At 71.5% G+C, this 25,612-nt stretch carries 18 protein-coding genes; 9 read left to right on the forward strand and 9 right to left on the reverse strand.

The features are described from left to right. Window positions 1-12: 12 nt before the first annotated feature. On the reverse strand, window positions 13-2,295 hold the full coding sequence (yicI, locus tag TBIS_RS11975) for an alpha-xylosidase (protein WP_013132653.1): 2,283 nt from the start codon (window positions 2,293-2,295) through the stop codon (window positions 13-15). 182 nt (window positions 2,296-2,477) lie between these two features. Here yicI and TBIS_RS11980 point away from each other — a divergent pair, with 182 nt between their 5' ends. After that, entirely contained in the window at window positions 2,478-2,708 is a 231-nt protein-coding gene (locus TBIS_RS11980) for a hypothetical protein (RefSeq protein ID WP_041431531.1), read from the forward strand. Window positions 2,709-3,115: 407 nt separating this feature from the next. Here the strand turns inward: TBIS_RS11980 and TBIS_RS11985 are convergent, their stop codons facing one another. After that, window positions 3,116-4,132: a nitronate monooxygenase gene (locus TBIS_RS11985; RefSeq protein WP_013132655.1), complete on the reverse strand. Its 1,017-nt coding sequence runs from the start codon at window positions 4,130-4,132 to the stop codon at window positions 3,116-3,118. A 718-nt stretch (window positions 4,133-4,850) separates the two neighbouring features. Here TBIS_RS11985 and TBIS_RS19440 point away from each other — a divergent pair. From TBIS_RS19440 to TBIS_RS11995, 3 genes are all read left to right on the forward strand, one after another. Then, a complete protein-coding gene (locus TBIS_RS19440; protein ID WP_013132656.1) occupies window positions 4,851-5,018 on the forward strand; it encodes a hypothetical protein in 168 nt (55 codons plus the stop codon). 202 nt (window positions 5,019-5,220) lie between these two features. Beyond that, complete coding sequence (locus TBIS_RS11990) at window positions 5,221-5,655, forward strand: type III secretion system chaperone family protein (RefSeq protein WP_013132657.1); 435 nt, start codon at window positions 5,221-5,223, stop codon at window positions 5,653-5,655. A gap of 181 nt (window positions 5,656-5,836) precedes the next feature. Beyond that, window positions 5,837-6,646: an Fpg/Nei family DNA glycosylase gene (locus tag TBIS_RS11995; RefSeq protein ID WP_013132658.1), complete on the forward strand. Its 810-nt coding sequence runs from the start codon at window positions 5,837-5,839 to the stop codon at window positions 6,644-6,646. Window positions 6,647-6,698: 52 nt separating this feature from the next. Here the strand turns inward: TBIS_RS11995 and TBIS_RS12000 are convergent, their stop codons facing one another. Next, complete coding sequence (locus TBIS_RS12000) at window positions 6,699-7,649, reverse strand: LysR family transcriptional regulator (RefSeq protein WP_013132659.1); 951 nt, start codon at window positions 7,647-7,649, stop codon at window positions 6,699-6,701. 133 nt (window positions 7,650-7,782) lie between these two features. Between TBIS_RS12000 and TBIS_RS12005 the strand changes: the two genes are divergently transcribed. Then, window positions 7,783-8,481, forward strand: coding sequence for a type 1 glutamine amidotransferase domain-containing protein (locus tag TBIS_RS12005; RefSeq protein WP_013132660.1), 699 nt, complete (start codon window positions 7,783-7,785; stop codon window positions 8,479-8,481). A gap of 326 nt (window positions 8,482-8,807) precedes the next feature. Here TBIS_RS12005 and TBIS_RS12010 read toward each other — a convergent pair whose 3' ends face one another. Together TBIS_RS12010 and nrdR are read right to left on the reverse strand one after the other, a co-directional pair. Next, on the reverse strand, window positions 8,808-11,624 hold the full coding sequence (locus tag TBIS_RS12010) for a vitamin B12-dependent ribonucleotide reductase (RefSeq protein WP_013132661.1): 2,817 nt from the start codon (window positions 11,622-11,624) through the stop codon (window positions 8,808-8,810). A gap of 85 nt (window positions 11,625-11,709) precedes the next feature. After that, window positions 11,710-12,174 (reverse strand): transcriptional regulator NrdR, encoded by a 465-nt coding sequence (gene nrdR / locus TBIS_RS12015; RefSeq protein WP_013132662.1) that lies wholly within the window; start codon window positions 12,172-12,174, stop codon window positions 11,710-11,712. A gap of 393 nt (window positions 12,175-12,567) precedes the next feature. Between nrdR and lexA the strand changes: the two genes are divergently transcribed. Together lexA and TBIS_RS12025 are read left to right on the forward strand one after the other, a co-directional pair. Continuing rightward, the gene (gene lexA / locus TBIS_RS12020) at window positions 12,568-13,284 is read left to right on the forward strand and encodes a transcriptional repressor LexA (RefSeq protein ID WP_013132663.1); all 717 of its coding nucleotides are present in this window, start codon (window positions 12,568-12,570) and stop codon (window positions 13,282-13,284) included. A gap of 602 nt (window positions 13,285-13,886) precedes the next feature. Then, window positions 13,887-14,999 carry a MalY/PatB family protein gene (locus TBIS_RS12025; protein WP_013132664.1) on the forward strand — a complete coding sequence of 371 codons (1,113 nt, stop codon included), beginning with the start codon at window positions 13,887-13,889 and terminating at the stop codon, window positions 14,997-14,999. 459 nt (window positions 15,000-15,458) lie between these two features. On the opposite strand, the gene leuS is transcribed toward TBIS_RS12025, so the two are convergent. Continuing rightward, entirely contained in the window at window positions 15,459-17,921 is a 2,463-nt protein-coding gene (gene leuS, locus TBIS_RS12030; RefSeq protein WP_013132665.1) for a leucine--tRNA ligase, read from the reverse strand. A gap of 654 nt (window positions 17,922-18,575) precedes the next feature. Here leuS and TBIS_RS12035 point away from each other — a divergent pair. Then, complete coding sequence (locus TBIS_RS12035; RefSeq protein WP_148231519.1) at window positions 18,576-19,412, forward strand: hypothetical protein; 837 nt, start codon at window positions 18,576-18,578, stop codon at window positions 19,410-19,412. Window positions 19,413-19,692: 280 nt separating this feature from the next. Here the strand turns inward: TBIS_RS12035 and TBIS_RS12040 are convergent, their stop codons facing one another. After that, entirely contained in the window at window positions 19,693-20,967 is a 1,275-nt protein-coding gene (locus TBIS_RS12040; RefSeq protein ID WP_013132667.1) for a cytochrome P450, read from the reverse strand. A 167-nt stretch (window positions 20,968-21,134) separates the two neighbouring features. Between TBIS_RS12040 and TBIS_RS12045 the strand changes: the two genes are divergently transcribed. Then, complete coding sequence (locus TBIS_RS12045) at window positions 21,135-22,661, forward strand: long-chain-fatty-acid--CoA ligase (RefSeq protein ID WP_013132668.1); 1,527 nt, start codon at window positions 21,135-21,137, stop codon at window positions 22,659-22,661. 95 nt (window positions 22,662-22,756) lie between these two features. Here the strand turns inward: TBIS_RS12045 and TBIS_RS12050 are convergent, their stop codons facing one another. Continuing rightward, window positions 22,757-24,016 carry an SAM-dependent methyltransferase gene (locus TBIS_RS12050; protein ID WP_013132669.1) on the reverse strand — a complete coding sequence of 420 codons (1,260 nt, stop codon included), beginning with the start codon at window positions 24,014-24,016 and terminating at the stop codon, window positions 22,757-22,759. A 16-nt stretch (window positions 24,017-24,032) separates the two neighbouring features. Next, window positions 24,033-25,403, reverse strand: coding sequence for an FAD-binding oxidoreductase (locus TBIS_RS12055; protein ID WP_013132670.1), 1,371 nt, complete (start codon window positions 25,401-25,403; stop codon window positions 24,033-24,035). Between the last annotated feature and the right edge of the window lie 209 nt (window positions 25,404-25,612).

Here is a 25,612-nt window from a genome sequence, read left to right on the forward strand (position 1 = left end):
GGGGTTCGGGTGCTAGTTGATGACGACCGGGGCACCGGGGCCCGCGAACTCGACACCGGCGATCCGCTTGGGGCCGTCGGTGCGGACGATCAGCCGGTCGCCGTCCCGGACGGCCGTCACCGTGGTGTCCCCGTCGAGATCTCTGATCGTGGTACGGCTCTCGCGCTCGGGCAGGCCGAAGACGACGATCGTGATCGGCGGGTCGTCGGCGACCGTGTCCCGGGGTTCGGTGACCGGGATCAGCGCGCCGTGCCGTACGAACAGGGGGCACCGGTCGAGCGGCGGCGAGACCGTGATGTAGCGGCCGCCCGTGATCGGCTCGGCCGTCCAGTAGTCCACCCACACCCCCGCAGGCAGGTAGACCTTCCTGGTGCCGTCGGCCGAGATCATCGGGGCGACGAGCAGGTCGGTCCCGAGCAGGTACTCCAGGTCCGCCCGCCAGGCGACCGGATCGTCCGGGAAGTCGACGCAGAGCGCGCGCATCATCGGGGTTCCCGTCTCGGCCGCGGTCACGGCCGCCGAGTAGATGTACGGCATCAGCCGGTAGCGCAGCCGGATCGCCTCGATCGCGGCGCGTTCCGCCTCCGGCGGGAACTCCCACGGCTCGCGGCTGGTGGTGCCGTGGAACCGGACGAGCGGGGAGAGCGCGCCGAACTGCGCCCACCTGACGTAGAGGTCGGGGGTGGGCGTGCCGGTGAACCCGCCCACGTCGTGGCTCCAGAAGGGGATGCCGGAGAGCCCGTGCGACAGGCCGCCCCGGATGGTGCTGCCCATCGCCGGGTAGACGGCGTCGACGTCGCCGCTCCACTGAGCGGGGTGCCGCTGCCCGCCCAGGTACGACGAGCGCGCCCACACCATGCCGTGCCCGGCGAGCTCCCGGGTCACCTCGGCGACCACGTCGTTGAAGAGGAGCGTGTAGACGTTGTGCAGGTCGGTGCCGGTCATGCCGTTGTGGGCGACGGCGTCGGCCGGGACGCCCTCGGCGAAGTCGGTCTTGAACACGGACACGCCCTCGCGCAGCCGCTCACGGAGCAGCCCTTTGAACCACTCCACGGCCGCGGGGTTGGTGAAGTCGATGATGCCGCAGGGCGGGTGGGAGCCGTGCCAGCAGTCGGCGACGTAGACCTCGCCGTCCGGTCTTCTCAGGAAGTAGCCCTTCGCCGCGGCCTCCTGGAACAGGGGACTGAGGTGGGAGATGTACGGGTTCATCCAGAGGCAGACCCGGAAGCCCTGCTCCTTGAGCCTAGCGAGCATGCCCACCGGGTCGGGGAAACGCTCCGGATCCCACCGCAGGTCGGACCAGTGGCCCTCGGTCTGCCAGTAGGTGTCCAGGTGGAGGACGTCGCAGGGGATGCCCTTCTCCCTGATCTTCCTCGCCCGCTCGAGCACCCGCTCCTGGCTGTCGGGGAGGAACCCGGAGGAGATCCACGTGCCGAACGCCCACTTCGGGGGGAGCACCGGCTTGCCGGTCAGCTCGCCGAACCTGCGGAGCACGTCGGCGGGCGCCGGACCGGCGATCACGTAGTAGTCGATGAGGTCGTCCGGCACGATGATCTGCACGGCGCTGTGCGTGGACTGGCAGACATCGAACTCGACCGGCAGGCCGCTGTCGACGAGGATCCCGTAGCCCCGGCTCGACAGATAGAACGGCACGTTCTTGTACGCGCGCTGCGACTCCGCGCCGAACGCGTCGAAGTTCCACATCAGCGGGCGCTGGCCGCGCTTGTCGAGCGGGGTGAACGACTCCCCGAACCCGCAGAACGCCTCGTCCGCCGGGGCGACGAACGTCTCATGGTAGGCGACGGGCACCCCGTCGACGAGGGAGCGGCCGAACGGCAGGGTGCGCAGCCGGCCGCTGATGTCCTTGCGGCCCGGATCCTGCTCCACCAGCGTCCGCCCGGCGGGGTCGGTGAAGCGGACATTCCACGGGTTGAGCCGGACCTCGGCGCGCAGTGAGCCGGCGTCGAGCACCACCCGCTCGGCGTCGGCCGTCACCACCGCCGCACCGTACCCGCCGGGGGTGACCATCGTGATCGCCCGCGCGGACCGGGTCCGGGCGTCCGGGTCCTCGGCGAGCCGCACCCGGATCACGCCCTCCCCGGCGACGCTGAGCCGGACGACGAGCGTCTCCCCGGCCGAGGTGCCGCCCTTCAGCGTCACGCCCGACCCGTCGGAGGTGATCACCTCCGCGCGGGTCAGCGCCGACAGCCCTTCCTCGCCGTGCTCGCGGACGGGCAGCTCGGGAGGGTCCGCGACGAAGTACTCACGCGCGATCAGCGGGGGACGGTACGGCATGCACGCGCTCCATGTCAGCCAGCGACCGGGACGGAATTAGTTTGCCGACCATCCCAACAAAGGTCAATGGGTCCGTGGCCCGGATCACGGATCGCCGGGAGTGAGCCTTGTTCCATTAATTCCTATTTGTACGTCTTTAAGGTACTATGACCGAATATTCCAACCAGGAAGGTTTAAGGGGCATGGAGCGGTTCGTCCACGTGATCCCGCTTGACGATGTCATAGCGCACGAGGAAACACCGCGGTGCGTGTGCGGTCCGGGCTGCGAGGCCGTGACCGCCGTGGACCTCGGCGAGCCGGCCGCGGCCGCCGACCGGATCGCCCTGGGCTGGCCGGCCCCCGCCGTCGGCCTCATCTACCACCACTACGCGCTCCAGCCGTGCCACCGCTGGGAGGCGGTCCCCGAGCCGTGACCCGGTACCGTACCGGCCCTGTCCGGCGCGCGCCCGGCCGTCCGGCACGATCGCACAGCACCGCGCCACGGCCCGGACGAACCGCACCGTCCCGGGGAGGGCACGGCGACCTCGCGGAGCGCCCGCCGGCGGCGCGCGCGGCATCGCGGCGGTGATGTCACAGGCGGAGGGCGTGCCCGGTCCTCGGTATGTGACCGGTCACGGCGTCCGCTCCGACGCCCTCGTGGCGGAGTTCCACGCGCTGCGCCCCGCCTGCACGGCGTCGCCGATGAGCTGGTCGGCCGCCTCGACGAGGCCGAGGACGCGGTACCGGACGCTTGGGTGCGGCTGCGGCGCACGGCGCCCGGCGCGATCCGTGACGTCGCCGGATGGCCGGCGGTCACCGTCTCCCGGCGGCGGACGGCCGATCAGCAGAGCCCGGCCACGATCTCGGCGGCGGGGGCGGCGGTGATGCGCCGGAACCCGGTACCGGCCCAGATGTTCGTGCCGTGCGGATCCCCCGCACGCGCCGCCGCGGCCCGCAGCGGAGCCGTCAGATGGTGCACCTGCGGGTAGCCCAGCGGGGCCTCGGCGTCGTGCTCGTCGATGAACCGGTTGCGCAGGCCGCGCGCGTACCGGCCCGAGAACGCCTTGGTCACGACGGTCTCGGTGAACCGCGGATCGGTGAGCGCGGAGCGCTGCACCGCCGAGGTGCCGGCCTCGCCGGCGAGCAGGAACGCGGTGCCGCACTGGGCGGCTACCGCCCCGGCGGCGAGCACCCGCGCCACGCCGTCGGCGTCGACCAGCCCGCCCGCGGCGGCCACCGGCACGTCGACCGCGGCCCGCACCGCGGCCAGCAACCGGTCCAGCGGCTCGGGGTTCGGGGTGGCCAGCGGGTCGAAGGTGGCCCGGTGCCCGCCCGCGTCGGGCCCCTGCACCACCAGCGCGTCCACCCCGGCCGCCACCGCGCGGCGCGCCTCCTCGGCGGAGGTGACCGAGCCGACCGTGGTGATGCCGGCGGCGCGCAGCCGGGCGCACTCGGCCGCCGAGGCCACCCCGAAGGTGAACGACACCACCTCCGGGCGCAGCTCGGCGACCACGTCGAGCTTGGCCGCCCAGGCGTCGTCGTCGAACCGGGGCTCACCGGGCTCGGCGCCGTACCGGCGCGCCTCCCCGGCGAGCGCGGCGGCGTAGCGCGCGAGCTCGGCGCCGGTGACCGTGCTCGGCTGCGGCACGAAGAGGTTCACCCCCAGCGGCCCGGTGGTGAGCTTCCGGGCGGCGCTGATCCGCTCGGCCAGCGCCTCGGCGGAGAGGTAACCGGCCGCCAGGAACCCCAGCCCGCCGGCGTTCGACACGGCGGCGGCGAGCTCGGGGGTGGACGGGCCGCCGGCCATCGGGGCGGCCACCACCGGCCGGTCCAGGTCACGGAAGTCGAAGCGAGCCATCAGCGCACCGCCTCCCTCATCAGGCCTCTGCCCCACCAGTGCCGTGCCAGACGGTACTCCTGCCCGGCCGCGTGCCATGGGGCGGGGTCACCCCTGGGACCCCTCCAGTGCGTCTGGTCACTCCCCGCGTGCCGTACGGGCGGGCCGCCCGTGGGACCACCTCTGGTACCCGCAGTCACTCCCGCGTGCCGTCCGGGCGGGTCACCGGGCGGCCGGGCGGGGTCCCCCGCCGGCCCGGCCGCGCCGCGGAAGAGGCGTCGCGGACGGCCGCGCCCGGAGGTTCATCGCGGCCTCGGGTCGTCGCCGCCGGCCCGACCGGCCCTGGCCGGCTCCCCGCGGCCGGTGCGCTCGCCCGCCGGGATCCGACGCCGGCCTGCTCCCGTGGCTGCGGCCGGTCGTGAAGTGCTTCCTCGGGCTCGGCCCGCTCTCCCGCCGTGGCGAGCGAGAAGGTCGTGGGGGGCGGCGCGCCGCCACGGACGCGGCGGTGCCGTACCGGGCATGGGGCGCGGGTCGCGGTGGCGGCGGCCGCCGGGCATGCCGGGGCGCCGAAACACCTTGATCAACTCGGGCGGGTCCAGGATAAGATCACAAAGCGGTATCGCGGACCCCGGTCAAAGTTCCTGACCGGTGCCTTAGTACGCTTAACACCCGTTTTACGACACCACCATCAGTATCACTTCGTAACAGACGACGCGACATGACGATCGGGGGACCAAGAATGCGCAGGGTGGTGCCGTCGCACGCCAAGGTGAGGGACATCACGACCGCTGCCCGCCGTAGGCCGCGGCGCGACGAGGGCGAGAACGTCATCGATCTGCGCGCCTACGCGGGCCGGAACGTCATCCGCTTCCCCCGTACCCCGGGCCGCCCGACCCCGGCCGCCTGAGACCGGGGCGCCTGAGAACGGGTCGTCTTAGACCGGGGCGCCTGAGAGCGCGCGTGATCACCGGCCGGCGCTGCGGCGCCGGCCCGGCGGCCGGACCCCTCGGCGATGACGCCCGGCCACGTCCCCGCGGGGCCCCGCCCGGCCGCATCCCTCTCTCACCAACCGCAGCCGTGCGGACGGTTCGATGGTGCAGGATGGACCCATGACCCCATCCCCTCCCGTGGTCCGGCCGGATCGGCAGCTCGTCGAAGAGATCCTCAACGAGCTGGAGCTCGGCTACACCGTGGACTCGGAAGGGGATCTGGCGATCGCCACGCCGCAGCTCACGGTGTACTTCCTCTTCGGCCAGGAGGGCGCGCTGTTCACGGTGCGCACCTTTTATGAAAGGAAGTTCTCGGTCGCGGACAAGCCGAAACTGCTCACCGCGCTCAACGAGTGGAACGTGGACACCGTCTGGCCGAAGGTCTACGCCTACACCCAGGACAACGGGGTGGTCCGGGTGATCGGCGACTCCCAGCTCTACTGCGGCGCCGGGGTGACCAGGGAGCACCTCACCACGGTGATCGCCCACTGGACGCGATCCGCGATCCGGTTCCACCGCTGGCTCACCGACCGCCTCGCGTACGAGATCGGCTGAGCCACCGGCGGCGCACCCGGGCGCCCATCGGGCGGACGGACGGCCCACCGGGCATACCGGGCGCTCGCCGGGCACACCAGGCGCTCAGCGGGCATACCGGGCGCGCCCACCGGGCATGCCGGGGCGGCCGGTCACCGGCATATCCGATAGGGTGGGGATCTCCCTCCCTGAACCGACATCGATGCCAGAAGGACACATCATCCACCGGCTCGCCGCCGAGTACGCCCGGTCCTTCGCCGGCGGCCCGGTCGCGGTGAGCAGCCCGCAGGGCAAGTTCTCCGACAGTGCCGCGCTGCTGGACGGGCAGCGGATGCACGGCACCGACGCCCACGGCAAGCACCTGTTCCTCGGTTTCGGCCCGCTCGGCTGGGTGCGGATCCACCTCGGCCTCTACGGCAAGGTCACCTTCGGCGACGACCCGGCCCCGGCGCCGGTCGGTGCGGTACGGCTCCGCCTGGCCGGCGGCGGCCGCTGGGCCGACCTGCGCGGCCCGGCCGCGTGCGAGCTGATCACCGATGAGGAGAAGCGGGCGGTGCACGCCCGCCTCGGCCCCGACCCGCTGCGGGACGGCGACGACCCGGAGCGCGCCTGGGCCCGGATCTCCCGGTCCCGGGCGCCGATCGCCGCGCTCCTCCTGGACCAGCGGGTGATCGCCGGGGTGGGCAACGTCTACCGGGCCGAGGTGCTCTTCCGGCACGGCATCGACCCGTACCGGCCGGGGTGCGAGCTCACCCGGGCCGAGTGGGAGGCCCTCTGGTCCGACCTGGCCGGGCTGATGCGCCAGGGGGTGGCGAACGGCCGGATCGACACGGTCCGGCCCGAGCACACGCCCGAGGCGATGGGCCGGCCGCCCCGGGTCGACGACCACGGGGGCGAGGTCTACGTCTACCGCCGGGCCGGATCCCCCTGCCACGTCTGCGGCGCCGAGATCCGCACCGCGGAGCTGGAGTCGCGCAACCTCTACTGGTGCCCGGCCTGCCAGCGGCGCTGACCCGGGTCGCGGCGCCCGGCGGCGGCATTCCCCGGCGGCGCCCCGGCGGCGGTCACCACCCGGCGGCGCTCTCCTGCAGGTGGGCGCGCACGGCCTCCACGGCCGGGTGCGGGACCGCGGAGGAGCGCCAGGCCAGGTAGAAGGTGTTGATCGGCGGGTCCTCGGGCTCGTGGAGGATGACGAGCCGCCCGGCGTCGAGCAGATCGCCGATCAGGTAGCGGGGCAGCACGGTGTAGCCGGCGCCCGCGGCGCAGGCGGCGGCGACCGCGCGCAGGTCCGCGACGACCACCGCGGGCGGCGCGTGCGGCGCGGGGCGGCCGAAGACGTGCCGCCAGTAGCGGCGCAGGATCGGGAGCTCCTCGCTATAGGCGACCACCGGGAGGTTGGCCAGCACGGCCGCCGGGTCGGCGGCGAGCCGGTCGCGGTCGAGGCCGGCGGCGAGCTCCGGGGAGGCGACGAGGACGAACTCCTCATCGGCGATCGGCACCCCGGTGATGGCCCGGCCCCGTGGGCGGATCGTGGAGACGACCAGGTCCAGGCCGCCGCCCGCCAGCTCGGCCAGCAGGTCGTCGGCGAGGCCGGTGGTGACCCGTACCCGCAGCCCGCGCGGATAGAGCCCGGCGAGCGACGGCAGCACCCGGACGGCGGTGAGCTCGGGCGGGCCGCCGAGCAGCACCGTGCGGGTGAACGGGGACTCGTCCGTGGTCACGGCCTCGTTGAGCGCCGCGGTCAGCGCGTCGAGGTGCGGGCCGATGCGGAGGGCGAGCTCGTCTCCGGCGGCGGTGGGCGTCAGGCCCCGGCCGGCCCGGTGGAAGAGGGTGACGCCGAGCCGCCGCTCCAGCCGCCGGATCTGGGAGGTCACCCCGGGCTGCGACAGGCCCAGCTCGGCCGCCGCCTTCGTCATGGAGCCCGCGCGGTGCGCGGCGAGGAACGTGCGCAGCAGCGTCAGGTCGATGTCGTCGGCGCGGAGGGCCGGCGGGGGCGGGTGATGGGGGTCCGGCATGCCGCTCGACCTATCACGATCGTGATGAGCGGTGCAAGTGATGGTTGTTGGACTGTGATATCGGCGGTGGGTCATCCTCACCCACGGGCCGGATCCCGTTCGTCCCGGTCCGCCGGAGTGAAGGGAGAGAGTGATGTCCAGCGTCGCCTCGCGTGACCGCGTGCTGATCGTGCTCACCAGCCATGGGAAGCTCGGTGACACCGGGCGCAGCACCGGCTTCTACCTGCCGGAGGTCGCCCATCCGTGGCACGTGTTCACCCAGGCCGGCCTCACGGTCGATCTGGTGTCGGTGCAGGGCGGCGAGCCGCCGATGGACGGCCATGACCCGGCCGACCCGGTGCAGCAGAAGTTCCTCGAGGACCCGGAGATGTCGGCCAAGCTCAAGAGCACCCCGAAGCCGGGCGAGGTGGACCCGTCGCGGTACGGCATCGTGTTCTATGCGGGCGGGCACGGCGTGATGTGGGACTTCCCGGGGAACGCCGGGCTCGCCGCGATCGGCCGCCAGGTGTACGAGCAGGGCGGCGTGGTCGCCGCGGTCTGCCACGGCCCGGCCGGCCTGGTCGACCTCACGCTCAGCGACGGCAGCCACCTCGTCGCGGGCAAGCGGGTGGCCGCGTTCACCAACGACGAGGAGGCGGCGGTCGGCCTCACCGAGGTGGTGCCGTTCCTGCTCGCCGACCGGCTCGTGGAGCGCGGCGCGATCCACGTCCCCGCGCCGAACTTCCAGGCGAACGTCATCGTCGACGGCCGCCTGGTCACCGGCCAGAACCCGGCCTCCGCGACCGGCGTGGCCGAGGCCGCGGTCTCGGTCTTGCGGGAGCAGGAGGCGTAGCCCGCCCGCCGGGGAAGGCGCCCGGGCCGTCCGGGCGCGGCCGGGACGGCCACGCGCACCGCTTTCGGTCGCGCACCGCTGAGGTGTCGCGCACCGCTCCCGGGGGTGCGGCCCCGCGGGCCTGCCGTGACCGCCACCGGCGGCCCGCCCAGGTTCACCTCGGATCGCACCCGCTGACGTCATGCCCGCCCGAGCCGTTCCGGGCGGGCATTTCGTCGTTGTCGGGATCGCGGGTCGCGGAGGGACGGCCGACACGGCCCGGTGCTCACCGCCGGCCGCCGCGGGCGCGGGCGGGAGCCGGCCGTGCGCCGGCTCCCGCCCGCGGGTCAGCTGCAGCCGCTCGTGCTGCCGCAGCTCTCGCAGACGTAGCAGCTCCCCGCCGGGCGCATCTTCATCCCGCAGGTCAGGCAGAGCGGGGCGTCGGCGGTCCGGCCCTGCCGGCTCTCGAGCGAGGTGCCGCTCGCCGTGCCCTGCGCCGGCTGGGCGGGCACGTCCTTGCGCACCTCGATCGGGGCGGACTGGGCGAGGGCGGCCGTGTCCACCTCGTGCAGCGCGGCCGGGTCCTCGCCCCGCTGCTGCGCGGCCCGCTCGGCGGCCGAGAAGATGCCGAGCGCGGCCCGCTGCTCGTACGGCAGGTAGTCGAGCGCGAGCCTCCGGAAGATGTAGTCCATGACCGACTGGGCCATCCGGATGTCCGGGTCGTCGGTCATCCCGGCCGGCTCGAACCGCATGTTCACGAACTTCTGCACGTACGTCTCGAGCGGCACGCCGTACTGCAGGCCGATCGAGATGGCGATGGAGAAGGCGTCCATGACGCCGGCGAGGGTCGAGCCCTGCTTGGACATCTTGAGGAACACCTCGCCCAGCCCGTCGTCCGGGTAGGTCGAGGCGGTCATGTAGCCCTTGGCGCCGCCCACGGTGAACCGCGTGGTGGTGCTCGGCCGCTGGTTCGGCAGCCGGCGGCGCTGCGGCCGCGGGACCTCGACGATCTGCACCTCGGGCTTGCTCTCCGGCTGCTTCTTCGCCGCCGAGAGCGGCTGCCCGACCTTGCAGTTGTCCCGGTACACGGCGAGCGCCTTCAGCCCGAGCTTCCAGCCCGCCATGTACACCTGCTCGATGTCCTCGACCGTGGCCGACTCGGGCAGGTTCACCGTCTTGGAGATCGCGCCGGAGAGGAACGGCTGGACCGCCGCCATCATCCGGACGTGCCCCATCGGGGCGATCGCCCGCTCGCCCATGGCGCAGTCGAACACCGCGTAGTGCTCGGGCTTGAGGCCGGGGGCGTCCACCACGTGCCCGTGCTCGCTGATGTACTCGACGATCGCCTCGATCTGCTCGTCCTGGTAGCCGAGCTTGCGGAGCGCCCGCGGCACCGTCTGGTTGACGATCTTCATCGAGCCGCCGCCGACGAGCTTCTTGATCTTGACGAGGGCGAGGTCGGGCTCGATGCCGGTGGTGTCGCAGTCCATCATCAGGCCGATGGTGCCGGTGGGCGCGAGCAGGCTGACCTGGGCGTTGCGGTAGCCGTGCTTCTCCCCCAGCTTGACGCACCTGTCCCACTGCCGGGTGGCCTCGGCGTGGATGGCGGAGTCCATCGCCTCATAGGTGCGGAGCTGGGTGTTGGCCGCCACGTGCTTGCGGATGACCCGCTTGTGCGGCTCGGCGTTCCGCTGATAGCCCTGGTACGGCCCGACCACCTCGGCGAGCTCGGCCGAACGCCGGTAGGCGACGGCGGTCATCAGCGAGGTGATCGCGGCGGCGAGGGCCCGCCCGCCGTCGGAGTCGTACGCGTGGCCGGTCGCCATGAGGAGCGCCCCGAGGTTGGCGTACCCGATGCCGAGCTGCCGGAAGGCCCGGGTGGTCTCCGCGATCTTCTGCGTCGGGAAGTCCGCGAAGGTGATCGAGATGTCCATCGCGGTGATGATCAGCTCGACCATCTTCGTGAAGGACTCGACGTCGAAGGTGTCGTCGTCGCGGAGGAACTTCATCAGGTTGATCGAGGCGAGGTTGCACGAGGAGTTGTCCAGGTGGACGTACTCCGAGCACGGGTTGCTCGCCGTGATCCGGCCGCTCTCCGGGCAGGTGTGCCAGTCGTTGATCGTGTCGTCGTACTGGATCCCCGGGTCGCCGCACTCCCACGCGGCCTGGGCCATCTTGCGGAAGAGCTCCCGGGCGTCGACCTCCTCGATGACCTCGCCGGTGAGCCGGGCGCGCAGCCCGAACTTGCCGCCGTTCTCGACCGCGCGCATGAACTCGTCGGAGACGCGGACCGAGTTGTTGGCGTTCTGGTACTGCACGGAGACGATGTCGCGGCCGCCGAGGTCCATGTCGAAGCCGGCGTCCCGGAGCACGCGGATCTTCTGCTCCTCGCGCGCCTTCGACTCGATGAACTCGACGATGTCCGGGTGGTCGACGTCGAGGACGACCATCTTCGCCGCCCGCCGGGTCGCGCCGCCCGACTTGATCGTGCCGGCCGACGCGTCGGCACCCCGCATGAAGGAGACCGGGCCGCTCGCGGTGCCACCGCTCGACAGCAGCTCCTTGGAGGAGCGGATCCGGGAGAGGTTGACCCCGGCACCGGAGCCGCCCTTGAAGATCAGCCCCTCCTCCTTGTACCACTCGAGGATCGACTCCATGGTGTCGTCGACCGAGAGGATGAAGCAGGCGCTTACCTGCTGGGGCGAGGCGGTGCCGACGTTGAACCAGACCGGCGAGTTGAAGCTGAAGATCTGGTGGATCAGCGCGTACTTGAGCTCATGGTCGAAGATCTCGGCGTCCTCTTCGGTGGCGAAGTAGCCGTGCTCGAGCCCTGTCTTGGTGTAGACGCCGACCACCCGGTCGACGACCTGCTTGAGGCTCCACTCGCGCTGCGGGGTGCCCAGGGCGCCGCGGAAGTACTTGGTGGTCACGATGTTGGTCGCGTTCATCGACCAGAAGGAGGGGAACTCGACGCCGCGCTGCTCGAAGTTGACGGAGCCGTCGCGCCAGTTCGTCATCACGACGTCGCGGCGCTCCCACTCGACCTCGTCGTAGGGATGGACCCCGGGAGTGGTGAAGATCCGCTTGATCTTCAAGCCTTTCCGCGAACGCCTGCCCCCCTGTCCACCGGCACCACCGGTGGTGCCGTCCGCGATCTCCGTCATGCTCTTTCCCCCTTCTAGGGCCCGGTGAAGCCCTTCGTCGTCTCGGACCATGTGCTTGCCCGGCCACATCGTCAGGCCCGGCCGGCTATCGTTCCTCCGCCCGTGCCCGCTCCTCCCGCAGCCGCTTGATCTCGGCTTCGAAGTCCTCAAGGGTCTCGAACCCGCGGTAGACGGAGGCGAACCGGAGGTAGGCGACCTCGTCCAGCTCGCGGAGCGGGCCGAGGATGGCCAGCCCCACGTCGTGGGATGCGATCTCCGCCACGCCCTTGGCCCGGATGCTCTCCTCCACCTTCTGCCCGAGCATGGCGAGAGCATCCTCGCTCACCGGCCTGCCCTGGCAGGCCCGCCGTACGCCGGCGATGACCTTCTCCCGGGAGAAGGGCTCGGTGACGCCGCTGCGCTTGCTCACCATGAGCAGCACGGTCTCCTGGGTGGTGAACCTGCGGTTGCACTCGGGGCAGGTGCGCCTGCGGCGGATGGCGGCGCCGTCCTCGGTCGTTCGGCTGTCGATGACCCGGGTGTCCGGATGGCGACAGAACGGACAGTGCATGCCACCGCCTCCCGAAACGCACTCCGTGAACACAATTTGTGGGGCTTGGACGACGATGCGCCTACTAGATGTTGTGGCCCCACAAACCTAAGAGCATCGGTCCTTGAACGCAAGTCCGCTCGTTCGGCCGGGCGAATCCGCACGTCAGCGGGGCTGGGACGGCGTGCCGGGGCCCCGGCCGGCGCCCCTGGGCTCCCGGCCACTGATCCGGGCGTGATTCCGCATCGGTCACGAACCCGGCGAATCGAACACCGTATCGATCACCTTCCCGTACGATGAGATCGATCGGACGGCGGGCCGGGCGCCGGCACTCGAACAGCTGTTTGATGATGATCTTGATTCGCGATACGGTCGCTCTGAGCGGCCTGCGGGAGACGGACTGGGAGAGGTGGCATGGTGAGTGACCGACGTGAGCGGACGGAGGACGTCAGCGACCTCGCCGTCCGCAAACGCGACGCGCTCGGTCTCACCCCGAGGCAGCGGAAGATCCTCGAGGTGATCCGCGACTCGGTCCAGCGGCGCGGATACCCGCCGTCGATGCGGGAGATCGGCGAAGCCGTCCAGCTCACCAGCACGTCCAGCGTGTCCCACCAGCTCAGCGCGCTCCAGCGCAAGGGCTACCTCCGCCGTGACCCCCACCGGCCGCGCGCTCTCGAGGTCCGCCTCCCCGGCGAGCCCGCGTTCTGGGTCGACCCCGACGCCTCCCAGGGCGAGGAGGGCACGGTCTCCCGCCCCCAGACGGCGTACGTCCCGGTGGTCGGCCGCATCGCCGCGGGCGGCCCGATCCTCGCCGAGCAGAGCATCGAGGACGTGTTCCCCCTGCCCCGGCAGCTCGTCGGCGAGGGGACGCTCTTCCTGCTCCGGGTGACCGGTGACTCGATGATCGAGGCGGCGATCGCCGACGGCGACTGGGTCGTGGTACGGCAGCAGCCGGTCGCGGAGAACGGCGACATCGTCGCCGCCATGATCGACGGCGAGGCCACGGTCAAGCGGTTCAAGCGCAAGGACGGGCGCGTCTGGCTCGTGCCGCACAACCCGAACTACGAGCCGATCCCCGGCGACGAGGCCACCATCCTCGGGAAGGTCGTGGCCGTCCTCCGCAAGCTCTGACCCTGCCGTCGGCCTCCCCCGGGCGCGGCCGCCGATCTTCCTGACGTTGCCCGGCCCGGGGGCATGGGCGATCACGCCCTGCGGAGGCCCGCCGGACCGTGGTGGAGGCCGGGCGGCTCTGCCGCCCTCGGCCACGCCGCTGCTGCGGGTCGCCTTCCCCGGCCGGAGGGTCTGGCCGTCGATGCGGACCGCCGGGCGCGGCGGCGCGCCACTGCCCCGCGTATCGGCTCATCGCTTCCCTGCGTACCGACGCGCCACTGCCCCGCCTATCGGCTAAACCGCTTCCCCGCCTACCGGCTCACCACTTCCCGCGTACAGGCTCACCGCTTCCCCGCGTGCCGGCGCGCCACAGTTCTCCGCGTCCCGGCGCGCCACCGCGCGCGGCCCGCCCCGGTCCGGCGGGCCGGGCGCAGCGCACCGGAAAGACAGGCCCGAGGAGAGACGCGCCGGGGAACAGCACACCCCGGCAGACCTCGCCCGAAGACACACGGCGGGGAGACCCCGCCCGGGAGACGCCCAGCCCTGAAGACATACGGTCGGGGGATACACGACCGGGGAGACACGCCGCAAAGCGGGATGATCCAGCCGCTTACCATGAACCGGTGGAAATCAACCTTGATGCGCTCACCCTCGAGGACGTCCGGAACCGGGACGGCTTCAAGTGGTCCACCGTCGGCCCGGATGTGATCCCCGCGTTCATCGCCGACATGGACTTCCCGGTCGCCGACGCGATCCGGGAGGCCGTCGCCCGGCGGGCCGCCACGGATCTCGGCTACCCGCCCTGGGTGGACGACCCGAGCGCCGGGCCGCTCGCCGAGGCGTTCGCCGAGCGCATGGAGACCAAGTACGGCTGGCGCCCCGACCCCGGGCACGTCCGGGCGTTCACCGACGTCGACCACGCCGTCCAGGTGCTGCTCCACATCGCCACCCGCCCGGGCGACGCGGTCGCGCTGCACGTCCCGGCGTACCACCCGTTCCTGCACATGATCACCTCTATGGAGCGGCGGCTGGTGCCCATCCCGATCGGGGACGACGGGCGGTTCGAGCCGCCGGACGAGCCCGCCTCGGTCCTGCTCCTGGTCAACCCGCAGAACCCGTCCGGCCGCGTGTTCACCCGGGCCGAGCTGGAGGCGCTCGCCGCGTACGCCGAACGCCACGACGTCCTGGTGATCTCGGACGAGATCCACTCGGACCTCGTGTACGCGCCGGCGCGCCACATCCCGTTCGCCACGCTCCTCCCCGAGCGCACGATCACGCTCACCTCGGCGTCGAAGGCGTTCAACATGGGCGGGATCCGCTGCGCCGTGGCCCACGTCGGGGCGCGGTGGGTCCGGGAGGCGCTCGCCCGCGAGCCGGTGCACCTGTACGGCGCCGTGGGCGCGCTCGCCGTGGAGGCGACCGTCGCGGCCTGGCGGCACGGCGAGGCCTGGCTGTCGGAGGTGCTGCGCATCCTGGACCGCAACCGCAGGCTGATCGCGGACTTGCTGCCCGAGTGGGCCGGCTACCGGATGCCCGAGGGAACCTACCTCGCCTGGCTCGATCTGAAGATCGACGACGCGGCGGGCTTCCTGGAGCGCACCGCCCGGGTGCGGCTCAGCCCGGGGCCGGACTTCGGCGGCCGCCCGGGCCAGGCGCGGCTCAACTTCGCCACCTCGCGGCCGATCCTGACCGAGATGCTCACCAGGATCTCGGAGGCCCTCCGCCACGCGGCCTAGCCGGCCGCCGCCGGCGGTGCCGGCCACTTTCCGGGTTCCGGTGAGCTCACACCCGGTGCTATCGCGTGCGCCGCTCATGCCATCGCCTGGCGGGTGAGCCGCCGTCCCGCCGCCGGCCACCGCGGCACGGGGTACCGATGCTCACCCGCCCGGCCATTGCGCATGCTCGCCCCGGCTCGCGGTTGCTCACCAAGGACATACCTGAGGCCACCGGCGGTGGCGAGGGACAGGGTTCCGGTCACGGCCTTCGCCCGTATGCCGCGCTGAGGCCTGCGCGAAGATCGGCTCCACGGCCTGGCAGGGGGGCACCAGTCCGCAGCACACGGCCTGAAGAGGGGCGCGGACGACGCCACCGGCCCATGGCGCACACGCAAGACCGCCGGAGTGCATGTGCACCCGGCGGTCACGCGTCACCCGCTGCGGCGCCCGCGCCGTGTCCGCGGCGCGGGCGCGTCAGCGTCACGGGACGATGTTGATCAGCTTCGGCGCCCGGATGATGACCTTGCGGGGCGCGCCGCTGAGGTACCGCTGCACCTTCTCCGAGGCGAGGGCGAGCCGCTCCAGCTCGGCCTCGGAGATGTCCGGCGGCACGGTGAGCCGGTCGCGGAGCTTGCCGCCGACCTGGACGACGCAGGTGACCGACTCCTGGACGAGGAGCTGCGGGTCGGCCTCCGGCCAGCCCGCCTTCGCGACGGACGGCTTGTGGCCGAGCCGCTCCCAGCCCTCCTCCGCGGTGTACGGCGCGACCAGCGAGAGCATGATGGCCAGGGTCTCGGCGGCCTCGCGCACCGCCGGGTCGGCCGCCCCGGGGCCGGAGTCGATCGCCCGGCGGATCGCGGTGGTCAGCTCCATCATCCGGGCGACGGCCACGTTGAACCGGTACGCCTCGACGAGCTTGGTCACCTCGTCGATCACCCGGTGGGTGACCTTGCGCAGCGCGACGTCGCCCTTGCTGAAGTCGACGCCCGGCGCGGAGGCGGCGCCCGCCTCGGTCATCACCCGGAGCGCCCGGGCGAGGAACTTCTGGGACGCGGCCGGGGAGACGTCGGCCCAGTCGATGTCGTCCTCGGGCGGGCCGGCGAACACCATGGTGAGCCGGACGGCGTCCACGCCGTACTTCTCGATCTGCTCACCGAGGTCCACGCCGTTGCCCAGGGACTTGGACATCGCCTTGCCCTGGTTGATCACCTGGCCCTGGTTGAGCAGCCGCTGGAACGGCTCGGTGAAGTCGACCAGGCCCATGTCGTAGAGGACCTTGGTGAAGAAGCGGGAGTACAGCAGGTGGAGCACCGCGTGCTCGACCCCGCCGACGTACTGGTCGACCGGGCACCAGGTGCGGACCTTCTCGACGTTGAACGGCCCGTCCTCGTAATCGGGGTCGCAGTACCGCAGGAAGTACCAGGAGGAGTCGACGAAGGTGTCCATCGTGTCGGTGTCCCGCTTGGCCGGGCCACCGCACTTGGGGCAGTCGACGTTGACCCACTCCTCGGCGCTCGCCAGGGGCGAGACGCCCTTCGGGGCGAGGGCCTCCCCGCGCAGGTCGGGCAGGGTGACCGGAAGCTGGTCGTCGGGGACCGGGACCTCACCGCAGGACGGGCAGTGGATGATCGGGATCGGCGTGCCCCAGTACCGCTGCCGCGACACCAGCCAGTCGCGGAGCCGGTAGTTGACCGCCGCCTTGCCGGTGCCGTTCTCGGTGAGGATCTCGATCATCTTCTGGATCGCCTCGGCCTTGGAGAGGCCGTTCAGCGGCCCGGAGTTGATCAGCTTGCCCTCACCGGGGGTGGCGATGCCGGTCTCGGCCGGGTCGGGCTCGCCGGTGTCCACCACGACCCGCACCGGCAGGCCGAACTTCAGGGCGAAGTCGAGGTCGCGCTGGTCGTGCGCGGGCACGGCCATGATCGCGCCGTGGCCGTAGTCGGAGAGCACGTAGTCGGCGGCCCACACCGGCAGGCGCTCCCCGTTCACCGGGTTGATCGCGTACACGCCGAGGAAGACGCCGGTCTTCTCCTTCTCGGTGGACAGGCGCTCGATGTCGGAGAGCTTGGCGACCTCGGCCTTGTACCGGGCGAGCGCCTCCCGCCGATCCGGCGCCACGATCTCGTCGGCGAGCGGCGAGTCGGGCGCCACCACGAAGAACGTGGCGCCGTACAGCGTGTCGGGCCGGGTGGTGAAGACGGTGACCGGCTCCTCGCGGCCCTCGATCTTGAACTGGACGTCAGCGCCGGTGGAGCGGCCGATCCAGTTGCGCTGCATGGTGAGCACGCGCTCCGGCCACTTGCCCTCGAGCTGCTTCATGTCGTCGAGCAGCCGGTCCGCGTACTCGGTGATCTTGAAGTACCACTGGGTCAGCTTGCGCCGCACCACCTCGGACTGGCAGCGCTCACACCGGCCGTTGATGACCTGCTCGTTCGCGAGCACGGTCTGGTCCTTGGGGCACCAGTTGACCAGGCCGTCCTTGCGGTAGGCGAGCCCGCGCTCGTAGAAGCGGAGGAAGAGCCACTGGTTCCACCGGTAGTACTCGGGGTCGCTGGTGTGCAGCCGGCGGGACCAGTCGAAGGAGGTGGCGTACTGCTTGAACGACCTCGCCTGGGTGTCGATGTTGGCGTAGGTCCACTCGGCCGGGTGGGCGTTGCGCTTGATCGCGGCGTTCTCGGCCGGGAGACCGAAGGAGTCCCACCCGATCGGGTGCAGGACGTTGTAGCCCTTCTGGAACCAGTACCGCGCCACGACGTCACCGATGGCGAAGGCCTCGCCGTGGCCCATGTGAAGGTCGCCGGAAGGGTACGGGAACATGTCGAGCATGTACCGCCGCGGCCGCGGGTCCGCGGGGTCCTCGACAGCGGCGAAGGTGTTCAGCTCCTCCCATCGCGGCAGCCACTTGGCCTGCAGCGCCTGGGGGTCATACACCTGGTCGTCCACTTCCACTCCTAGCGCGGCGAACTGGTTCACACACCTGGCACGCTTGACGACGTTCGCGCGCGAACGCCCTCGTGCCGAGCAAGGGCCGCCCGCGTCACTTCGCGTTCTCGTCTGCCGACCTTGAGAAAGCCGTTCCGACAAGCAGGGCAGCGGTTCGCAAAGTCAAGCGTAGCGCAGCCAGAGGTCTGGCCAGCAGTGGGTTGATCACCTCGACACCGCAAAGTCAACATGCGATACCCGATGGTGACGGATCCGTTGTGACGTCTTTGACAGGTGGGTTTAGGGTTCATCAGCGTGGCTGACAGCTCCTCAGACCTGCCGATGCAGGATCCGCCCACCGACCCCACGGGTTCGCTGTTCCGCCAGCCGTTCCCCGGAGGTCCCGCGGCGGATCCCGGGCCGTACGGCCCTGCGCCGCGCGGCCCGGTCGACGACGGCCCCGCCCACGGGATGAGCGGGAGAGACGATCCGCCCCCGCGCACGCCGCCGGAGCACCGCCCGCCCGCGCCCCCGCCGCAGGAGCGGTCCGAGCCGGTACGGCCGGCGGAGCCCGCGCGCCCCTGGCCGCCGGTGGGCGCCACCGGACCGGCGGAGGACGCTCCCCGCCGCCCGTACCAACCTCCGCCCCCGGAGGACGATCCGTACAAACCGTTCGTGACGGCCGGTCAGATCAGCGGGCCGCGGACCCCGCCCGCGCACCGGCAGCAGGAGCTGTGGAAGGCCGTCTTCGGCGAGGGCCAGACCGCGGGCTCGTTCGTCGAGGACGATGAGGAGGAGAAGCGGCCGATCTGGCTCTACGCGCTGGTGGGCTCGGTGATCGTGGCGCTCACCGCCGCGCTGCTGTGGGCGTTCCTCGCCGGGCCGCTGAGCGCGGGGGCCGACGCCGACGACGCCAAGTCCGCGCCGTCGCCGAGCCCGTCGGCCACGGCGGCGAAGAGCCAGGCGGCGCTGCCGCCCCTGCCCACCTATAAGGGGACGCCGTCTCCGGTGCTCGGCGTGGTCGCCGACCGCGCCGCGGGCATCACCCTCCCCCGGCTCGGCGGCCCCTGGCGGCTGGACCAGGACCCTCAGGCGAAGCACGGCTTCGCCACGCGGCAGTACGCCCCGGCCGGGACGGCGGGCGGGGCGGAGGCCTTGCTGCTGTCCGGCAGGCTGCCCGAGTCGCTCGCCTCCCGCTACACCGCGCCGGACCGGCTCGACCCCGTGGTGAGCGCGGTGGCCTACCAGGTGCGCAAGTCCCAGTTCCCCGAGGTCACCAAGGCGGCCAAGGTGGCCCGGCAGCGGCTGTCGCGCCACGGCCTCACCGGCCTGATCGCCGCCTACCGGATGACCTCCCCCGGGGAGACGGTCACGCTGGTGGTCGCGGTGGTGAACACCGGAACCGACCTGCCGAGCGTCGTCGCCATGGCGGTGCCCGCGTCCGCCAAGGAGCTGCTGCCCGACATCAACACGGTGTTCCGGTCGATCCGCCCGATCCGGTCGTCGTCCTGAGCGCACGCGTCGCGGTGCCGCCCGCCGCCCGGCACACGGGCCCGCCGGGAGGCCCGCGCGGCCGGCGACGCGCTCCCTTACGCGCTGTCGGCGCGCAGGCCGTCCGCCGTACGGGATCGCCCCGGCATGCCGCTCCCCGCACGCCCGGCCGCTCAAGCCGCCGCATCGGGGCGCATCGTGGCTCGCATCGGGGCGCATCGTGGCCGCCCTCCGGGAACCGCAGCCCCGGCCGGCCGCGTGACCGCCGCGGGGGCGGCGGCCACGCACCCCGCGGACGGCGTCAGAAGGTGCAGGTCATGTGCTTGATGCCGTTGATGAAGCTGGAGAAGAGCCGCTCGGGAGTGCCCGCCTCGATCTGCGGCACCCGGTGAAGCAGCTCCCGGAAGATCACCGAGATCTCCCGGCGGGCGAGGTGGGCGCCGAGGCAGAAGTGCGGCCCGGGGCCGCCGAAGGCGACGTGCGGGTTGGGGGTGCGGCCGATGTCGAACCGCTGGGGGTCGGGGAAGACGCGCTCGTCCCGGTTGGCCGACCAGTAGAAGAGGAGGACCTTCTCCCCCTTGCGGTAGAGGTTGCCGTTCATCACGTGGTCCTGGGTGACCTTCCGGCGCATCCAGTTCACCGGTGAGGCGAGCCGCACGATCTCCTCGACCGCGGTGGGGGTGTAGCCCTCGATGTCCTGCAGCCAGCGGTGCTTCTGGTCGGGGTGCACGGTGAGCAGGTACAGGCCGTGCGAGATGGCCTGCCGGGTGGTCTCGTTGCCCGCGACCACGAGGAGGATGAAGAAGGATCCGATCTCCTGCGGGGTGAGGCGCTCGCCGTCGATGTTCGCGTTGATGAGCGCGGACGTGATGTCGTTGGTGGGGTTCTTCTCCCGGTAGGCGGCGAGGTCCTGGAGGAGCTGGTTGAGCTCCATCCCGGCGGTGAGCAGCGCGGTGCCGATGGACTCCGCGTCGCTCACGTACTCGCGGTCGGATGAGCCGAGGATGATGTTCGACCGCTCGAAGACGAAGTGGTAGTCCCGCTCCGGGATCCCCATCATGTCGCAGATGATCTTCAGGGGGAGCTTGGCCGCCACCTCGGTGACGAAGTCGCAGCCGGGGCCGATGCGGAGCAGATCGTCGACGATCTTCCGGGCGGCCGCCTCGACGTCGCCCTCGAGCTTCTTGACCATGCGCGGGGTGAAGGCCCGGGAGATGATCCGCCGCAGCCGCGCGTGCCGCGGATCGTCCATGTTGATCATGGAGCCGAAGTACTCGGCGAACTCGGTGGGCATGTCGGGGATGCTCACCGCGCCGCCCTGGCCCGAGCAGAAGATCTGCGGGTTGCGGCTCGCCTCGACGACGTCCGCGTGCCGTACGAGCGCGTGGTAGCCGGGGCCGGCCTCGACGGGAAGGGGGGTCTCGGGCTCCTCGAAGAACGCCGGCTTGTCCAGCTCGCGGAGCAGCCGGAACGCGTGCTCGCGCTCCTCGATGGGACGGGCCCAGAAGTCCCAGTCGGACAGGTTGATGTCCGCGGCCGACGTGATGGGCAGGCGCTCGGCCGGCTGGGTCGTCATTCCGTCTCCTCCCGCCTCGAAAATTGAAACCGAATTCGATTCTGTACCCGTCGCGGTGCAGGTATCAGCCTGATTACACGCTCTCCGGACCGATTGCACCAGAGCCCTCGCTTATTACGCTGAGATACCTACCGGTTGGTATGAACTCACCCCCCCGAGGAGCGCACATGCTCAACCTGGCCGTCGTGCTGGAGGACAGCGCCCGGGTATACCCCGACCGCACGGCACTGGTCTACGGAGACCTCCGCGTGCCGTACTCGCTGGTCAACACCCTGGCGAACCAGGTCGCCAACCTTCTCGTCTCGCGGGGCATCCGCAAGGGCGACAAGGTCGCCCTGCTCTGCCCCAACCTGCCGTATTTCCCATTCGTCTACTTCGGCATCCTGAAGGCCGGCGCGACGGCGGTGCCGCTCAACGTGCTGCTCCAATCCCGTGAGATCACCTACCACCTCACCGACTCCGATGCGAAGGCCCTCTTCTGCTTCGAGGGCACGCCCGAGCTCCCCATCGGCGAGCGGGGCCGCGCCGGCTTCGAGGCCGCCGAGGTGACCGAGCACTTCATCGTGCTGCCCGCCACGCCGTTCGCCAAGGAGTCCCAGTACGGCGAGACCCTGTGGGCGGCCATCGAGGGCATGTCTGGCGAGTTCTCCACCGTGACGACGGCCGCCGACGACACCGCGGTGATCCTCTACACCAGCGGCACCACGGGGCAGCCGAAGGGCGCCGAGCTCACCCACCAGAACATGCTCATGAACGCCATGGTGAGCGACGAGATGTTCCCGCGGGGTGAGGACGACGTCTACCTGACCGTGCTGCCGCTGTTCCACTCCTTCGGCCAGACCGTGATGATGAACGCCGGTTTCCGGCGCCACGCCACCCTGGTGCTGATGCCGCGGTTCGAGCCGGTCGAGGCGCTCAAGCTCATGGAGCAGGAGAAGGTCACCCTGTTCGTCGGGGTGCCGACCATGTACTGGGCGATGCTCACCGCGGTCCACACCGGGCAGGCCTCGGTCCCGAGCGCGCTCCGCACCGTGGTCTCCGGCGGCGCCTCGCTCCCGGTCGAGGTGCTCAAGGACTTCAAGGAGACGTTCGGCCTCCAGATCCTCGAGGGCTACGGGCTCTCCGAGACCTCCCCGGTGGCCTCGTTCAACCAGCTCGGCCGCCCGGCCAAGCCGGGGTCGATCGGCACCCCGATCTGGGGCGTGGAGATGAAGCTCGTCGACGCCGACTGGAACGAGGTCGACGACGTCGGCGAGATCGCCATCCGCGGGCACAACGTGATGAAGGGCTACTACAAGCGGCCCGAGGCGACCGCCGAGGTGATGAAGGACGGCTGGTTCCGCACCGGTGACATCGCCCGGCGCGACGAGGACGGCTACTACTACATCATCGACCGGGCCAAGGACATGATCATCCGCGGCGGGTTCAACGTCTACCCGCGGGAGGTCGAAGAGGTCCTCATGACCCACCCCGCGGTCTCGCTCGCCGCGGTCGTCGGGGTGCCGCACGAGTCGCACGGCGAGGAGATCAAGGCGTTCATCATCCGCAAGCCGGGCGCCGAGGTCACCGAGGAGGAGCTGATCGCCTGGGCCAAGGAGAACATGGCGGCCTACAAGTACCCGCGGATCATCGAGTTCCGTGACTCCCTCCCGATGACCGCCACGGGGAAGATCCTCAAGCGCGAGCTGCGCTGAGCACGGGCCGCGCGGCACCGGCGCCGGGGCGCCGCGCGGGCGCGGGGATCGGCCCCGTCACCGGCATGCCGTGGCGCCGCTCGTCCCGGGCGGCGTCACGGCCAGCCCACGGCGGGACGCAGCGGCATGTGGGCCTCGGCCCGGTCGTCGAGGCGCACCGCGAGGACCTGGTGGAGCTGGACCTTGTCGCGCTCGAAGCCGACGATGCTCCCGGTCATGTACAGCCGCCACACCCGCGCGGTGCCCTCGCCGACCTCCTCGACCGCCTCGTCCCAGTGCCGGTCGAGGTTCGCGACCCAGTGCCGCAGCGTCAGCGCGTAGTGCTCCCGCAGGTTCTCCTGATGGCGGATCTCGAAGCCGATGTCCTCCATCTGGCGGATGAGGTGGCCGACCGAGACCAGCTCGCCGTCCGGGAACACGTAGCGGTTGATGAAGCCGCGCTTGTTCATGCTCTTCTCGACGCCGGTCGGGCGGGTGATGCAGTGGTTGAGCAGCCGCCCGCCCGGCTTCAGCTTCCGGTAGAGGAAGCCGAAGTAGAACGGCAGGTTCTTCTTGCCGATGTGCTCGGTGAGGCCGATCGAGCTGATCCGGTCGAACCCGGTCTCGGGCACGTCCCGGTAGTCCATGTGGCGGACCTCGGCGAGGCCGGACAGCCCGGCCTCGGCGATCGCCTTCTGCGCCCACTCGGCCTGCTGCCGGGAGAGGGTCACCCCGAGCGCCTTCACCCCGTACTCCCGGGCCGCGTGCATCACCATGCCGCCCCAGCCGCAGCCCACGTCGAGCAGGCGCATCCCCGGCTTCAGGTCGAGCTTCTTCGCGACCAGGTCGAACTTGGTGTACTGCGCCTCCTCCAGGCTCGCGTCCGGCCGGGGGAAGACCGCGCAGGTGTACGCCATGGAGGGGCCGAGCACCCACTCGTAGAACCGGTTGGACACGTCGTAGTGGTGGTGGATCGCCTCGGCGTCCCGCCGCTTTGCGTGGCGCAGCCCCAGCCGGGCGAGCCTGCTCCGCCGTACCTCCTGCGGGGGCGGCTCCACCCGCATGAGCAGCGGCTTGATCCCCACGGACCGGAGCGCGCCGAGCTTCTTGCTCAGCGGCAGGTCGTTGAGGGTGAGCGACCACATCCGGTCGAGCAGGGTGTACAGGTCCCCGTGCACGTCGATGTGGCCGGAGACGTACCCGCGGGCCAGCCCGAGCTCCCCCGGGGCCTGGGCGAGGTAGGCGAGGGCGGCCGGCGACTTGACCTCGATGGTGACGTCCGCGTCCGGCGGGCCGGCCTCGCTCCCGTCGTAGGCGACGAACCGCACCCCCGTGTCGGTGCCGACGATCTGCTCGAACAGCGCCGCAAGCCTCACCGGGCACCCTCCCCTGCTACCTCGCGCGGACACACTTCTCGTAGAGGTCGAGCAGCCGCCCTTCCGGGTCGTACGCCCGCTTCACCGGCCAGTAGGCGTCCCCGTTGTAGAGCCGCCAGAACTCCTCCCGGTCGTAGTACGAGGTGGAGTAGAGCGACTTGTGCCCGTCGAGCCGGTGGACGGTCTCCTCGATCAGCCGGTTGTAGTACCCGTCCTGCCGGCCGGGCGGCAGCGGGACCATCCCCCAGAACCCGAAGTTCACGTAAAGACGGCCCGGGGCCAGCGGGTAGAGCGGCCAGTGCCGGGTGGTCTTGAGCGGGCACATCCAGACCGGGGTCATGCCGACCTGCCGGTGGAAGAACTCGAGGAACTCGGCCCCCCGCTCGACCGGCACCTCGATGTCCTGGATCACCGTCTCCCGCGGCGGCCGGCCCAGCCACCGGTCCGCCCGCGCGGTGATGCCGAGCCGCCGGTCGATGCCGACCAGCCGGCGGTAGACGTCCGAGCGGAGCCAGCGGCGCGGGACGAGGGCCCGGACCAGCGGGTGCTGCACGCCGAACGCCCGCGAGCACCAGAACCAGTCGGTGTCCCACCGCCACAGGTATCCGTGGACGGTGAGCCAGTCCCGGGTCCGGCTGCGGATGGACCGGTAGTAGATCCGCATGCCGGTGTAGTCGGAGGTGTAGGGCGCCCGGTCGGCGAACGTGCCGACGGTGAGGTACATCTCGTCCGGCCCGAAGAACGTGCCGTCGACGAAGTCGGCCGGCCCGTCGTCGTGCTCGCCGCGCTCGCAGATCTCCTGCAGGGCGAGCATGCACTTGTCCGCGTCGGTGAACCGGATGTGGGTGAGCCGGACGTACGGCTTGACCGGGGCGAGCCCGATCCGCAGCCGCAGCGCGTAGCCGAGCGTGCCGTACGAGTTGGGGAAGGCACGGAACAGGTCGGCGTGCTCGTTGTCGGGCCGCGCCACGACCACCCGGCCGTCCCCGGTGAGGATCTCCATCTCCTCGACCGACTCGTGCGGCAGGCCGTCCTTGAAGCTCGTCGACTCGATGCCGAGCCCGGTGACCGCGCCGCCGAGCGTGATGGTCTTGAGCTGCGGCACCACGTACGGCATGAGCCCGTACGGCAGGGTGGCCGCGACCAGGCGCTCATAGGTGGTCATCCCCTGCACCTCGGCGGTGCGGGTCTCCGGGTCCACCTCGAGCACCCGGTCGAGATCGCGGACGGGGAGCCCGGCCGCGGCCGTGGGCGCACGGAACCGGAACAGGTTCGTGGTGCGCTTGGCCAGCCGGGGCGGCGTGCCCTTGGGGATGGCCGCGTAGGACCGGATCAGCCGCTCGACGGCGTCGCGATGGGCGGTCAGACTGGCCGTGCGCTCCGGCATCACCACCCCCTGGGTCGGAGAGATCGCCTCCTAGGCACGCTATCCCGCGATCACGTCCGATACCAGAGCCGACACGTTACGTGAGCGAAAACTCTCCGGAAGGTCCGCCGCCATCGCGTCCCCTGACCGGGCCGGGGGCGCGCCGCCGGCCCGGATCCGCCCGGTCCGCCGGGGCCCTGGCACCGGGCGGTGGCGCCGGGCGGTGGGGC

The sequence above is a fragment of the Thermobispora bispora DSM 43833 genome, assembly GCF_000092645.1.
GTDB lineage: Bacteria > Actinomycetota > Actinomycetes > Streptosporangiales > Streptosporangiaceae > Thermobispora > Thermobispora bispora.